The organism is Bifidobacterium avesanii (assembly GCF_009299475.1).
GTDB lineage: Bacteria > Actinomycetota > Actinomycetes > Actinomycetales > Bifidobacteriaceae > Bifidobacterium > Bifidobacterium avesanii.
In genome coordinates this window covers 31,275-45,054 of the sequence record NZ_WBSN01000012.1, presented here as the reverse complement: position 1 = coordinate 45,054, position 13,780 = coordinate 31,275, and the positions used below count along the sequence as shown (strand labels likewise).

At 68.1% G+C, this 13,780-nt stretch carries 12 protein-coding genes and 1 tRNA gene; 11 read left to right on the top strand and 2 right to left on the bottom strand.

Annotated features, from left to right (window positions below; translation table 11 throughout):
• Nucleotides 1-39: 39 nt before the first annotated feature.
• The 4 genes from DSM100685_RS07235 to DSM100685_RS07220 all read left to right on the top strand — a co-directional run bounded on the left by DSM100685_RS07235 (nucleotide 40) and on the right by DSM100685_RS07220 (nucleotide 5,294).
• Nucleotides 40-1,206 (top strand): hypothetical protein, encoded by a 1,167-nt coding sequence (locus DSM100685_RS07235; protein WP_152350686.1) that lies wholly within the window; start codon nucleotides 40-42, stop codon nucleotides 1,204-1,206.
• The gene (locus DSM100685_RS07230; RefSeq protein WP_239512607.1) at nucleotides 1,203-1,874 is read left to right on the top strand and encodes an ATP-binding cassette domain-containing protein; all 672 of its coding nucleotides are present in this window, start codon (nucleotides 1,203-1,205) and stop codon (nucleotides 1,872-1,874) included. The genes DSM100685_RS07235 and DSM100685_RS07230 overlap by 4 nt, the downstream gene beginning before the upstream one ends.
• The gene (locus DSM100685_RS07225) at nucleotides 1,871-2,989 is read left to right on the top strand and encodes a hypothetical protein (protein ID WP_152350685.1); all 1,119 of its coding nucleotides are present in this window, start codon (nucleotides 1,871-1,873) and stop codon (nucleotides 2,987-2,989) included. The genes DSM100685_RS07230 and DSM100685_RS07225 overlap by 4 nt, the downstream gene beginning before the upstream one ends.
• 424 nt (nucleotides 2,990-3,413) lie before the next feature.
• Nucleotides 3,414-5,294: a CocE/NonD family hydrolase gene (locus tag DSM100685_RS07220; protein WP_163200829.1), complete on the top strand. Its 1,881-nt coding sequence runs from the start codon at nucleotides 3,414-3,416 to the stop codon at nucleotides 5,292-5,294.
• Between the two features lie 182 nt (nucleotides 5,295-5,476).
• Here the strand turns inward: DSM100685_RS07220 and rlmH are convergent, their stop codons facing one another.
• Complete coding sequence (gene rlmH / locus DSM100685_RS07215) at nucleotides 5,477-5,956, bottom strand: 23S rRNA (pseudouridine(1915)-N(3))-methyltransferase RlmH (protein WP_152350683.1); 480 nt, start codon at nucleotides 5,954-5,956, stop codon at nucleotides 5,477-5,479.
• A 217-nt stretch (nucleotides 5,957-6,173) separates the two neighbouring features.
• Here rlmH and DSM100685_RS07210 point away from each other — a divergent pair, with 217 nt between their 5' ends.
• From DSM100685_RS07210 to DSM100685_RS07200, 3 genes are all read left to right on the top strand, one after another.
• A complete protein-coding gene (locus tag DSM100685_RS07210; RefSeq protein ID WP_163200827.1) occupies nucleotides 6,174-7,454 on the top strand; it encodes an MFS transporter in 1,281 nt (426 codons plus the stop codon).
• A 162-nt stretch (nucleotides 7,455-7,616) separates the two neighbouring features.
• A complete protein-coding gene (locus tag DSM100685_RS07205; RefSeq protein WP_152350681.1) occupies nucleotides 7,617-7,961 on the top strand; it encodes a DUF6176 family protein in 345 nt (114 codons plus the stop codon).
• A 115-nt stretch (nucleotides 7,962-8,076) separates the two neighbouring features.
• Nucleotides 8,077-8,151 (top strand) — tRNA-Thr (locus tag DSM100685_RS07200).
• A 709-nt stretch (nucleotides 8,152-8,860) separates the two neighbouring features.
• Here DSM100685_RS07200 and dapD read toward each other — a convergent pair.
• Nucleotides 8,861-9,844: a 2,3,4,5-tetrahydropyridine-2,6-dicarboxylate N-succinyltransferase gene (gene dapD, locus DSM100685_RS07195; RefSeq protein ID WP_152350680.1), complete on the bottom strand. Its 984-nt coding sequence runs from the start codon at nucleotides 9,842-9,844 to the stop codon at nucleotides 8,861-8,863.
• A gap of 259 nt (nucleotides 9,845-10,103) precedes the next feature.
• On the opposite strand from dapD, the gene DSM100685_RS11100 reads away from it, so the two are divergent.
• The 4 genes from DSM100685_RS11100 (at nucleotide 10,104) to ftsX (ending at nucleotide 13,724) form a co-directional block, all read left to right on the top strand.
• Complete coding sequence (locus DSM100685_RS11100) at nucleotides 10,104-10,238, top strand: hypothetical protein (RefSeq protein WP_276608025.1); 135 nt, start codon at nucleotides 10,104-10,106, stop codon at nucleotides 10,236-10,238.
• 137 nt (nucleotides 10,239-10,375) lie between these two features.
• Nucleotides 10,376-11,497 carry a peptide chain release factor 2 gene (gene prfB / locus DSM100685_RS07190; protein ID WP_152350679.1) on the top strand — a complete coding sequence of 374 codons (1,122 nt, stop codon included), beginning with the start codon at nucleotides 10,376-10,378 and terminating at the stop codon, nucleotides 11,495-11,497.
• Between the two features lie 68 nt (nucleotides 11,498-11,565).
• The gene (ftsE, locus tag DSM100685_RS07185; RefSeq protein ID WP_152350678.1) at nucleotides 11,566-12,804 is read left to right on the top strand and encodes a cell division ATP-binding protein FtsE; all 1,239 of its coding nucleotides are present in this window, start codon (nucleotides 11,566-11,568) and stop codon (nucleotides 12,802-12,804) included.
• The gene (gene ftsX / locus DSM100685_RS07180) at nucleotides 12,801-13,724 is read left to right on the top strand and encodes a permease-like cell division protein FtsX (protein ID WP_152350677.1); all 924 of its coding nucleotides are present in this window, start codon (nucleotides 12,801-12,803) and stop codon (nucleotides 13,722-13,724) included. The genes ftsE and ftsX overlap by 4 nt, the downstream gene beginning before the upstream one ends.
• Nucleotides 13,725-13,780 lie beyond the last annotated feature (56 nt).

The following is a 13,780-nucleotide window of genomic DNA, read 5'->3' as shown; positions in this document are numbered from 1 at the left end:
GACACCGTTGAACGACGCGAATGGGATGGCGGCGCAAGGATGCGCGGAGAGGCGGTCGACATGTTCGGCAAGGGAGGAAACGGAAAATCGGACGGGCGGCGCGGGCCGGTGCTCGGCAGGCAGATGACCGCGCTCGTGGCCGTGGCGTGCCTGCTCGCGGGCATGGGCGGCACGGCCGTGGTGTTGGCGCCGCATCCGCCGCAGGTGCTGGCCCCGGCGAACACGAACGCCACCATGCCCATCGAGACGCAGCAGGTCAACGACGGGCGGTCCGTCACCATCAACGCGGAGGAGATCGCCATGGCGCCGGTCGTTGCGCCGCGCTCCGGCATGGTCACCGCCTCGAACTGCAAGCCCGGCGCCTCGCTCGCCTCCGGGCAGTCGATCATGAGCATCGACGGCAAGGGCGCGCTCATGCTCGCCACCGCCGAACCCCTGTGGCGCCCGCTCAAAGTCGGGGACAAGGGCCCGGACGCGGAGGGACTCAACAACGCGCTCAAGGCGATCGGCGCCGGGGACGTGGACGGGGACACGGTCACCGAGGCCACCATTGATGCGTTCGTGGCGGCCGCGGCCAAGGCGGGCATCACGCTCGCGAAGGACTACGCCGTGATCGATACGGCGGACGTGGCGTGGCTGCCGTCCGACGGGGTGACCGTCTCCGCGTGCCCGGCGCCCGTGGGGCAGATCGTCGGGCAGGGCCAGTCGATCGCGGAGCTGCCCGCCATGGCCGCCTCCGCCAAGGCGCAGAGCCTGCCCACGGGCGCGGTGGCGGGGGAGCGCGTCATCCAGGCCGGCGACGTCACGCTCGACATCACCGATCAGGGCGACGTGATCGACCTCGTCTCGTTCTCCCGATCGAGCGCGTTCCGCACCGCCGCCACCGCCATGCAGAGCAACGTGCGGCAGGTCAACGTGCAGTGGGTGCTCAAGAACCCCGTCGCCGTGGGCGTGGTGCCGGCGTCCGCCATCGGCGTCGTGGGTGGGACCGCAGCCGGCGGGACTGCGTCCGGCGGGGCGCAGGCGTGCATCGTGGTGACAGGCGGGACGGGCGGTGGGAATGCCGCCGCGGACACGGCCGGGGACCGGGCTGTCAACGTGAACATCGTCGGCTCCATGCTCGGGCGCACCTATATTCAGGGCACGGACGGCTCCATCCCATCCGGAAGCGTGCGCCTCACGCCCAACGCGGGAGGCTGCTCATGAACGGGGCCATGGCGGATGCCGGTCCCAAGCGCGTGACGCTGCGCGACCTCGGTCACGCCTACGCGGCCGGCGACTTCCTGTTCCGGCATCTCAACGCCACGCTCGTCGCCGGGCGCATCCATGCGCTCATCGGCCCTTCCGGATCTGGCAAGTCCACGCTGCTCGCCATCCTCGCCGGGTGGCTCGAGCCCACCGAGGGCACGGTGGAGAAGTACGGCGTGGACGTGATGAACTGGGTGCCGCAGCTGCCGCTCGGCGTGGCCAAACGCAGCGTGCTCGACCATGTGGCGCTGCCCATGCTCGTGAGGGGCACCCCGCGCGACGTGGCGAACGCGGAGGCGCGGCGCATTCTCGGCCAGTTCGGACTCGCGGACGTGGAGGACCACCGCTACGGCAGCCTGTCCGGCGGCGAGGCGCAGCGGCTCATGCTCGCCCGCGCGGCCGCCACGCGCTGCGACCTGCTGCTGGTGGACGAGCCCACCGCGTCGCTCGATCGCAACAGCGCGCGCACGGTCATCGCGCACATCCGCGGGCTCGCCGGGCGGGGCAGCGTGGTCGTGGTGGCCACGCACGATCTGGAGCTGCGCGACGCGTGCGACGACGTGGTGGATCTGGCCGCCGCGCAGCCGGTGGACGCAGATGTGGCGAATGCGGAGGCGCGGCCATGAGCGGGAAGCATCGCGACGCCTCATGGTGGTGGCCGCTCGCCGAAGCCAAGCGGGACCTCGTCGCCGGCGTGGGCAATCCCGGACTGTGGGCGTGCCTGTTCATGGTCATCCTGCTCATGTGCGGTGGCGCGGATGCATTAAGCGTGCGGCAGCTTGCGGACGCCGCGTGGGCCTACCGCGAATCCGGCGGCGACATCCTCACCATCAGCTCGCCGGGCGGCATCCGTGGACGCGACTGCGCGGCGCTGGGCTCCATCGACGGCGTTCAGGGCGCCATGGCCATGCGCGGGGCCGACGCCGTCACGCCGCTCGCCCTGCCGGACGCGCCGTACCTGGCCTACGAGGTGACCGACGGGGCCCGCAACCTCATCGACATCGACGGCGACGACGGCTTCGTCATCGCGTCGAAGATCGGCGAACAGCTCGGCATCGGCGCGGGCGACGGCCTCGTCACCGCGGACGGGATCTCCCACACGGTCACCGGCACCTACGCGTGGCCCAATGACGGGCGGCTGCCGCAGTACGCGACCACCATCCTTCTCGCCACGCCCGCCACCGAGCTGGACACCATGTTCGACTCCTGCTGGGTGCGCGCGTGGCCCATGACCGCGCAGATCCGCGACGCGCTCAACGCTGTGGTCACCAAGGCGCGGGACGTGGGGCCCATCGGCGGGACGTCCGTCCCCACACCCACGCGGCTCAACCCCCTGCTCGCCGGCAATGCGCCCGGCGCCGCCGACTACCGCGGGCGCATCACCCGCTTCGCCGTCGTGCCCGCCATGCTGCTCTCGGCGGTGGCCGGCGCCGCGGCCGTGCTGCAGCGGCGCGTGGAGCTCGCCATGCTCCGGCAGTTCGGCGCCACGAGGCCGCAGGTGGCGGAGAAGATGCTCGGCGTGGCGTTGGGGTGGTCCGTGCCCGCGGCGGTGGCGTCGCTCGGCCTGCTGGCGCTTGTGCTCGCCCCGGCGGCCGGTTCCGTATCGGATGCGCTGCGGCTGTTCGGCGACGTGGCCGTGCGCGCGGTGGCCGGCGGCCTGTGCGGGTTGTATCTGGGCACGTTGGCGGCGGCCTGTTTGATCAGCCCGCGCTCGCTGCCCGCGCTGGTGCGCATGCGGTAACGGACGGGTGCCGGACGTCGGGTGTCAGTTGCCTGGTGTCGGGATTCGTCTTCATGGCCGCGCCGCCGCACTGGATCCGCTCAATTCATGCCGTGCGGAATGTGGATTGAGCGAATCCAGTGCATAAGCGGGGGAAAATGGCCGCCACCACACTGGATTCGCTCAATGTGCCGTCATGGAGCGGCGGATTGAGCGAATCGAGTGCCGGACGCGTGAAGAGAGCGGGGGGAACGGCAACGCAGGCGCATGGGAACAACGGGAACGGCAGGCGGCCGGCGCGGCGCGGACCGTCATATGATCGGTTCGCGGGCGCATGGTGGGACCAATGAGCGGTGAATGATCGGGGCGGTATAGGGTGGTCATGGTATTGGAACGGTGCCGTGACGGCGCATGACGGTATGCGCGGGGCATGAATGGAGGGGTTATGGCTCAGGAGACCTTCCGCATCGGAGCGGACGGAACCAGCGGGGAGCTGTTCTCGTTCGAGGACGCGATCCGGCAGTTCGTATACGTGGAGATGCCGTTCGACGGCGACGGGGACGGTGGGAACGATCTGATCCGCGTGGACATCATCCGCCCGCGCGAGCTCGACGGCGACGGGCAGGTGCCGGTGATCATGGAACCGAGTCCTTATTATGGGCTCTACCCGCGCCACGGCGAGCGCAAGACCTACCTGCACGACGACGACAAGTGGAACAGTCCGCTCGTCACGTTCCCGCTGTTCTACGGCAACTACTTCGTGCCGCGCGGCTACGCGGTGCTGCTCACGGAAAGCTCGGGAACCGCGCTGTCGCAGGGGTTCTGCGACATCGGCGGCAGACGGGACATCGCCTCGGTGACCGCCGTGGTCGACTGGCTCAACGGCCGGGCGAACGCGTACTGGACGCGCGACGACCGCAGCGAGGCCAACCGCGCCACCGCCTACTGGGCCACCGGCGCGGTGGGCATGCTCGGCCAGTCCTACGACGGCACGCTGCCCATCGGCGCCGCCGCGACCGGCGTGGAGGGCCTGAAGACCATCGTGCCGATCTCCGCCATCTCCAGCCAGTACGACTGGTACCACCCGTTCGGCTGCCTGCTCGACGGCGACGACGCGGACGGCGGCTGGTACGAGCCGTACAACTTCGCCGAAGTGCTGCAATCCACGGCGAACGGGCTGCTGCAGCGCTTCGAGGTGGCGCCGAACGGATACAAGGAGCTCAAGGCGGGCAGCGACAAGGAGCACCGCTGCTACAACGACTTCTGGCGCGAGCGCAACTACCGGCTCACCATGGACAAATTCAAGGCGAGCGTGTTCATCGTGCACGGGACCAACGACCTCAACGTGATGACGAACCAGGTCGAGCCGTTCTGGAAGCTGCTCGGCGAGGCGGGCGTGCCGCGCAAGATGTGGCTGCACCAGTACGCGCACGACGACCCGTTCGACTTCCGCCGCGACGCGTGGGTGGAGACGATCCACCGCTGGTTCGACCGGTGGCTGCTCGACGTGGACAACGGCATCGACCGCGAGCCGGCCGTGTCCGTGACCGATCCGGACGACGTGTGGCGCGATTACGCGAGCTGGCCGGTGCCGGGGACTGAGGAGCATGAGTGGGGACTGCGCGCGGATGCGGAGGGCGCCGGAGCCGTTCTGGGCGAGGCCGCTCCGGGTAAGGCCGCTCCGGGCGAAGCCGGGGCAGCCGCTTCGGCGGCGACCTTCCACTTCAAGGGCGCGCGCGTCAAGGAGTTTGTGCCGCGCGGCGAATCCGCCAAGCCGCACGACGACCGCCTGCTCGCCGTTTCCGCGCCGCTGGAGCGGGACATGCACCTGTCCGGCGCGCCGAGCCTGCGCCTGCGCGTGCGGCTCGCGGCCACCGGTCTGGGCGCCGCGGCCGTCACCGAACTGGACACGAACCTTGCGGCCAGCCTGATCGAATACGGCGAGGGCAACTACCCGGAGCCGGACGCGGATCTGCACGTCATGACGGAGATGGCGGACCGGACCAGCACGTTCGGCCAGAGCGCCCCGCAGGACAAGGCCACGTACAAGCTCAAGTTCCCGCGCCGCGCCTACGAGGTGGAGCACGTGGTGACGCGCGGGTGGATCGCGCTCGCCCACCGGAACTCGTTCGAGCGGTTCGAGCCCGCGCCCGTGGGCGAGTGGCTGGATGTGGAGGTGCCGCTGCTCGCGTGCGACTGGACCGTGCGCGCGGGGCATAGGCTCGCGCTGCAAGTCGCCAACACCACCACGCGCCTCGCCAAGGTGGATCTGGCCGACTTCGACGTGGACGCCGCGTCCGTGAGGCTCACGCTGCCGTACTGCTGAGCCCGTGAGCCCGTGAGCGCGCCATCGCCGGCCTGATGCCGGGCGAGTGCCGGGCGGGTGCGATTTCTGACCTAAGCAGTCGGGAAAGATGCGGTTTCGAGCAGGCGGTGTCGTTGTGGTTCCGCCGTTTTCGCGGTCGGGCGCGGCGTCTTTCGCGGCTCGTTAGGTCAGAAATCGAAAGCTCACTTGTGATAGGGCTCGTGGGCGTTGATTTTGTACGCCCGGTAGATCTGCTCGAGCAGGATCACGCGCATGAGCTGGTGCGGGAACGTCATGCGCGAGAAGCTCAGCAGGTAGTCGGCGCGCTTGAGGACCGCCGGCGCGAGCCCCAGGGAGCCGCCGATGACGAGCTGGATGTGGCTCACCCCGCGCAGGCCCAGATCGGCCACCTTCGCGGCCAGTTCCTCGGAGCTCAGCTGTTTGCCCTCGATCGCCAGCGCGATCACGTACGCGTCCGGCGCAAGGTGCTTGGCGATCCGCTCGCCCTCGATCTCCTTGATGCGCCGGTCCGTGCCCTCGCTGGCGTTCTCCGGCGTCTTCTCGTCCGCGACCTCCACGATGGCGAGCTTGCAGTAGCGAGAAAGCCGCTTCGAATATTCGGCGATCGCGTCGCGCAGATACGATTCCTTGACCTTGCCGACGGTGATGAGCGTGATCTTCATGCGTCCCACTGTAGCCGGTGCCGCCGCATCGCAGCGCATCCTACATTATGGGATGTGGTTTCAACAATTAGTACACTTGGGTGCGGCCTCGGGCAAGGGGCCGGAGGGAACAGCCGGAGCAACCGGAACAGCCGGGGCAACCGGAACAGCCGGGGCAACCGGAATAGCCGGGGCAACCGGAATGGCCGGAGCAACCGGAGCAGCCAAGGGAGATCGAATGGGCACCGCAAGTACGTACAGGGCGTTGGGTTTCGCCGCCGGCATGGGATCGCTGCTGGGATCCGGCGCGATCATCGCGCTATCCGCCACGCTGTCCCTGTGGCAGCAGGCGCTCGGGCTCGACGCCATGCAGGTGGGCATGCTCTCCGCAGCGCTCATGTTCGCCTTCGCCGTCGGGTCGTTCTGCGGGGGACTGGTGGCCAGGCGCGTGGGGCTCACCGTCACCTTCAACCTGACCATGATCGTGTGCGCCGCGGCGTTCGCCCTGTGCGCCGGGTCACTTGACTTTGCGATGCTGCTCGCGGGCGTCACGCTCTCCGGGCTCGCCGCGGGCGTCGAACTGCCCGTGTCGCTGAGCGTGATGGGACGCGACATACGGGACGTCGCGCCGCGCACCAAGGCCATCGGCAATTCGCAGGTGCTGTGGTCCGCCGGCATCCTCGGATCGTACGTGCTGGCGTTGGCGGCCAGCCCGATGCACGCCGTCGGGGCGCGGGCGGTGTATGCCGCGCTCGCCGTGATCGCCGCGCTCGTGGGCGTGTGGCGTCTGACCGACCGCCGGTTCGCCGCACTGCACGCCGTTGCGCTTTCGGGCGACGATCGGCGCGGTGGGGCCGTCGCGGCCGGCGTGGCCGATAGGACCGACGGGGCCGGCGAGATGGCGGCGCCCGGCTCCCTTCGCGCGGTGCTGCGCGGAACGGACGGCTTCGGACGGCCCTATGCGCGCACGTTCGCGCTCATCGCGCTGTTCTATCTCATGTGGAACCTCATGGCCAACAGCATCAACCAGTTCCAGACCTACCTGCTGGTGGTGCAGCACGCCACGCAGCGGCAGGCTGTGGTCGTGGGCATCGTGGCCTCGGTGCTGTGCGTGGCCGGCGGCATGGTGTACACGCGCGTGACCTCGAAGCGCGGTCGTCAGGTGATGTTCTGGCTCGGAAGCGCCATGCAGGTGGTCGCCATGGCGGTGCTGGCCGCGGGCGGCACCATGGCGGCCACCGTGGCGGCGGTGCTCATCTTCCAGTTCTTCTGCAATTTCGCCGGCGAGATGAACGCCAAGGTGTGGACGCAGAAATCCTTCCCCGGCACGGTTTCCACGCAGGCGCAGAGCCTGATCCTCGGGCTGAGCCGCTTCCCGTGCGCGGTCGCCTCGCTGCTGCTGCCCACGTTCATGGCGCCGGGGACGATTGGCGCGTTGCTGTGGGCGTTCGTCGCGGTGGCGGCGGCATCCATGCTGTTCGGGGCGCTGTTCGTGGCCGGCGATCGGCGCACCCGATAGGGGCGTGCCGCCGGGCTTTCGGATCGTCGGGCTTTCGGATCGTCGCGTTTGCGCGTCCTTGCGGCGTCGTGATTCCGCGTCTCGGTCGCCGAACGTTCCGTGCGGACCGCCTCTTCTATGATGTCGGAAACGCCGCTGAAAACGTCGCCGGAGGGAGGTCCCATGCAGACCGTATTGACGAAGTTCCGGGTCAAGAGCGGGCGGGAGGAGCTGGCCCGCGAATGGATGCGCTTTCTGGCCGACCATCTGGAGGAGGGCAACGCCACGCTGCCGGATGAGGGCGCGCATGTGGAGACGTGGTTTCTGGGCGAGGAGCCGGATGGGCTGTGGGTGTACACGTACACGATCGTGGACGACGCGCGCGAGCAGCAACGGCGGTTCGAGGGCAGCTCCCGCATGATCGACGCCAAGCACAAGGAATACATGAAGGCGTGCGTGGACTATGGCAGCTTCGTGCTGATGAAGCCGGCCGTGGCGTTGGGCGACTATTCGGTGTTCGGGCGATAGCGTTCGTTCTTTCCCCGAATCTCGTCTCCGGCCGCGCGTTGGACACACGCGCGATTTGCGCAATGCGCGATCATGTGCCACGATGTTCGGGTTTGCCCGATAAGGCGGGCGATGCGCCCCGATAGCTCAGTGGTAGAGCACTTCCTTGGTAAGGAAGAGGTCGTGAGTCCGATTCTCACTCGGGGCTCCATGTTTGTGCCGGGTGCGTCGCCCGAGTTGCATGACGCGCGAAAAATGGTGGCGGATCGAGACGCAAAATGCGCCTTTTGCGTCCGGAATCGCCACCAATTCTGGAAATGGACGCGGCTTGAGACACACCCCCGGTGCGGTTCCGCGCGTTGGTCCGCGCCTTACGCACCGAATTCGCTCAATCCGGAAGCTTGGTGTGGCGGATTGAGCGAATTCAATGCGGTGGGGCCCTCGGAACAACTCTCATGCACTGGATCCGCTCAAAACTGGCGGCTCATTGTGATGGATTGAGCGAATCCAGTGCGGTAGGGCCTTCGCAACGGTCCTCACGCATTGGATCCGCTCAATCCGCGGAATTGGGTGATCGGATTGAGCGAATCCAGTCGCGGGATGCTTTGGTTCCGGACCGGGGCGGGCATTGAACTGGGGAGCGGAGTGTTGAACCGGGGGAGCGGAGTGCTGGACCGGGAGCGCCCGCTCCTTGTCCAACGCGGTGCGCATCGGCGTGATTGCAACGTTTTCCAAGTTGCCGGACAAGGAGTGCCCGCTCCCGGTCCGACAGGCATGCGCCCCATGGCCGCGACGGTTGCACAAGAATACCGGGCTGCTGACCGTGCGCTGGCGTGTGCGGCCTCAAGGCGCGCCGGGGAAAGGCGTGCGTCGGCACGTCGACCGAGGAGCAACGCGGAGGACGCTCCGCCAACGTGCGGTCAGTTCTTGTGCAGCTTGGCGTTGAGCTCGATTCCGGTCTTGCGGTAGCGGGCCTCGATGCGGCCGTTGACCGAGTTGCGGATGAAGAGGATGTTGTCCTTGCCGGACAGGTCGGCGCCCTTGACCACGTCGAGCGGTTCGCCGGCGGCGGCCTTGGCCTTGTCCCAGACGGTGACCTTGGTGCCGGCGGTCACGTACAGGCCCGCCTCGACGACGCAGTTGTCGCCCAGCGAGATGCCGATGCCCGCGTTGGCGCCGAGCAGGGAGTGCTCGCCGATGGAGTTGCGCAGCTTGCCGCCGCCGGACAGGGTGCCCATGATGGACGCGCCGCCGCCGATGTCGGAGCCGTTGCCCACGACGACGCCCTGCGAGACGCGGCCCTCGACCATGGAGACGCCGAGGGTGCCGGCGTTGAAGTTCACGAAGCCGGCGTGCATGACGGTGGTGCCCTCCGACAGGTAGGCGCCCAGACGCACGCGGTCGGCGTCGCCGATGCGCACGCCGGAGGGGACCACATAGTCGATCATGCGCGGGAACTTGTCGACGGACAGCACGTTGACGTCCGCGGTGGGCAGCGGAGAGCCGGCGGCTGCCTTGAGCACGTCGAGCTTGCGCAGGGCGAAGTCCTCGACGGCGAACGGGCCGTAGTTGGTCCACACCACGTTGTTGAGCTTGGCGAAGATGCCCTCCAGATTCAGCGTGTTCGGCTTGGCCAGGCGCATGGACATGAGGTGCAGCTTCAGGTAGGCGTCGGCCGCGCTCGCGATCGGCTCGTCGAGCTGGGAGACGGTGAACACCGGGACGCGGCGCACGCCGCGGGCGTCGGCCTCCTCGTGGGCCAGCGGGCCGAAGTCATGGTTCGGGCGGCCGGACTCCGCAGGCGCCTCGCCCAGCGTCAGCTGCGGGTACCACACGTCGAGGGTGTTGCCCGCGGCGTCCACGCTCGCGAGACCCCAGCCCCATGCGGTGCGTTCGTTCGTCATGGATTGCTCCTTACACATTGATGGACGGATTGACGGCCGGACGACGATATGACCGGCCCGATGGCCTCCAGTGTAACGGCCGGAGCCCGGACGCGCGGACGCCGGTTCGATTTCTGACCGCACGCCGCGCAAAGGAACCGTCCGTGGCGGAGGACGATCGTTGCGATGTCGCCGTTTTGCGATGGGCGAGGCGCGGCTTTTGCCGGGGGATGAGGCCGGAAATCGGCAAAATCCAGCGCGCCCGTTATGATATCTCACCGTGAGTGATTACCGGGTTGAACGAGAGCAGCGCGAACGCCGCCGCCGCAATGTGATGCGTGCGGTGTGCATCGTCGTGGCCGCGGCCATGCTCGTCAGCCTCGTCGTCCCCGCGATGATCTACGCGGGCCTTTGACGTTCCCGTGGCCCGGCGCACGTCCCCAACGCGAGGCGACGCGACGCCGGGGCGGCCGCGTGCGCCGTGGCGGGCCGCGAATCGGGGATAATCGAAACAATCAGGTTTTTCACAAGTAGAAATGTATGGTGGTAACGATGGCAGAATTTGATTTCTCGCAGGCGATCGGCGACGCCCGATCCAAGTACGACACGATCGCCGAGGCGCTCGACGTGGACAAGCTCAAGGCCGAGATCAAGGAGCTCGAGGCCAAGGCCAGCGAGCCGGGCCTGTGGGACGATCCCGACAACGCGCAGAAGATCACGAGCAAGCTCTCCGGCACGCAGGCGCAGCTCAAGCGCCTCACGGACATGGGCCAGCGCATCGACGACGTGGAGACGCTCGTCGAGCTCGCGCAGGAGGAAGAGGACGCCGACTCCCTCGCCGACGCCAAGACCGAGGTGGAGTCCATCGCGAGCGATCTGGACGACCTCGAGATCCAGACCCTGCTCGACGGCGAGTACGACGAGCGCTCCGCGGTGGTCACGATCCGCTCCGGCGCCGGCGGCGTGGACGCGGCGGACTTCGCGCAGATGCTGCTGCGCATGTACCTGCGCTACTGCGAGCGCAACGGCTTCAAGGCCAAGGTGATGGACACCTCGTACGCCGAGGAGGCGGGCATCAAGTCCGCGACCTTCCAGGTGGACGCGCCTTACGCGTACGGCAGGCTCAGCGTGGAGGGCGGCACCCACCGCCTGGTGCGCATCAGCCCGTTCGACAACCAGGGCCGCCGCCAGACCAGCTTCGCCGCCGTCGAGGTGGTGCCGCTCGTCGAGGCGACCGACCACATCGACATCCCGGACACGGACATCCGCGTGGACACCTACTGCTCGTCCGGCCCCGGCGGCCAAGGCGTGAACACCACGTACTCCGCGGTGCGCATCACCCACCTTCCCACCGGCCTCGTGGTGACCATGCAGGACGAGCGCTCGCAGATCCAGAACCGCGCCGCTGCCATGGCCGTGCTCCAGTCCCGACTGCTCGTGCTGCGCCACGAGGAGGAGGCCAAGAAGAAGAAGGAGCTCGCGGGCGACATCAAGGCCAGCTGGGGCGACCAGATGCGCTCCTACGTGCTGCACCCGTACCAGATGGTCAAGGACCTGCGCACCGGCTACGAGACGAGCCAGACGCAGGCCGTGTTCGACGGCGACATCGACGGGTTCATCGCGGCCGGCATCCGCTGGCGCCACCAGCAGCGCCGCGAGGCCGCCGAAGAGTAAGCCGCCGAAGGGCAAAGCGCATTCCACGGTAATTGAGGCGTAATAGGCGTAATGAAGGAGCGGGTCAAATGGCATTGATTGCACTGGACCATGTGAGCAAGATCTATCCCAAGGGGTCGCGTCCCGCGCTGGACGACATCAGCCTGGACATCGAGCGCGGCGACTTCGTGTTCCTCGTGGGCGCGTCCGGGTCCGGCAAGACCACGCTCCTGAGCCTGCTGCTGCGCGAGGAGGAGGCGACCTCGGGCGAGATCCGCGTGGCCGGCAACGACCTGCGGCGTCTGCCCGCGCGCCAGATCCCGCAGTACCGCCGGTCGATCGGCTTCATCTTCCAGGACTACAAGCTGCTCGCCAACAAGACCGTGTGGCAGAACGTGGCGTTCGCGCTCGAGGTGATCGGCACGCGCCGGTCCACCATCAAGTCGCTCGTGCCGCAGGTGCTCAAGACCGTGGGACTGACGGGCAAGGAGCGGAACTTCCCGCACGAGCTGTCCGGCGGCGAGCAGCAGCGCGTGGCCATCGCCCGCGCGTACGTGAACCATCCGCAGATCCTGCTCGCGGACGAGCCGACCGGCAACCTCGACCCGACCACGTCGCTGGGCATCATGGAGGTGCTCGACGCGATCAACCGCACGGGCACCACGATCGTGATGGCCACGCACAACGAGGAGATCGTCAACTCCATGCGCAAGCGCGTGGTGGAGCTCAAGGCCGGCAAGATCATGCGCGACGAGCAGCACGGCTCCTACGACTCCGCGCTGTTCTTCCCCGACGCCGAGGTGGCGAGCCGGGCGCACGAGGCGATCCACGGCGACGGCACGCCGGCGGCCGAGCTCAACCTGCCGGAGGGGTCGTACACGGACCCGACCGCCGTGACCAACGTGGACGGCCCGGACGTGGCGTCCGCGCTGCACGGCGCCGAGCACGGCGACGACGGCATCGCGCGGCTGGCGAGTTCCGTGCACTCGGGGCGCACCGGACGCTACGGCGAGGTGTTCCAGTCCGTGGAGGACACGCTCACGTGGGGCAGGGGCCTGAGCCTCGACGCGATGGCGGCCGCCGAGGAGGCGAGCAAGCCCGCGGACGACTTCGAAACCGTGGAGCCCGCTGTGGAGCCGGATGCGCAGCCCGCCGCGGCGGAGAAGCCCGCCGGGAACGCCGAAAACGCCGGGGATGCGGAATCCGCCGCGGCCGACCGGAACGAGACGGTCGAGCTGTCCGGGCCGCTCATGCCGCCCGCGCCGCCGGCCCCGCCCGCGCCCGCGAAGCACGACGACCACGCCGAAGGGGAAGGAAACGAACAATGAGGACGCGATTCATCCTGTCCGAAACCTGGACGAGCCTCAAGCGCAACGGGTCGATGATCCTGTCGGTCATGCTCGTCACGTTCATCTCGTTCCTGTTCATCGGCGCATCGGCGCTCATGCAGGCGCAGATCACCAAGGCCAAGGGCACCTGGTACGACCAGGTGGAGGTCGTGGTGTACTTCTGCCCCGACGGCGCCAGCCAGGCCGCCACCTGCGCGTCCGGCAAGTCGCCCAGCCAGGAGGACATCGCGGGCGTGATCGACCTCATCAAGCAGGAGCTTCCCAACGATGTGGCGAACATCACATACGTGAGCAAGGAGGACTTCTACAACGACACGTTCCTCAAGGAATACCCGAACGGCGAGTACAACGGGCGCACGCTCACGGCCGCCGACATGCAGGATTCGCTGCGCCTGAAGCTCAACGACCCGACCAAGTACCAGGTCGTCTCCGAGGTGCTTTCCGGACGCACGGGCATCGAGGAGGTCGTGGACCAGCGGCAGATCTTCGACCCGATCTTCAACGTGCTCAACAAGGCCACGGCGGTGACCGCGGCGCTGGCCGGCGTGATGGTCGTGGTGGCCATCCTGCTTACTGGCACAACGATTCGCATGTCCGCCGCCTCCCGCAAGAACGAGACCGAGATCATGCGGCTGGTGGGCGCGTCGAACTGGACGATCCGCCTGCCGTTCATCCTCGAGGGCATGTTCGCCGCCCTGCTCGGCTCGCTGCTGTCCGTGGGCGCGCTGACGGGCATCGTGAACGCGTTCGTGACCAACGGCGTGGCCAAAACGGTCAGCTGGATGCCGTTCGTGAACCAGTCCACCGTGCTGCTCACGGCCCCCGCGCTCATCGCCGGCGCGCTGCTGCTGAGCGCCTTCGCCTCGGCGATTTCGCTGCGGCGTTATCTCAAAGCGTAATTTCTCCCAGCCGCGCCCTGTACAATCGGCCGGGACCCTGACGGAAACGAAGGAAG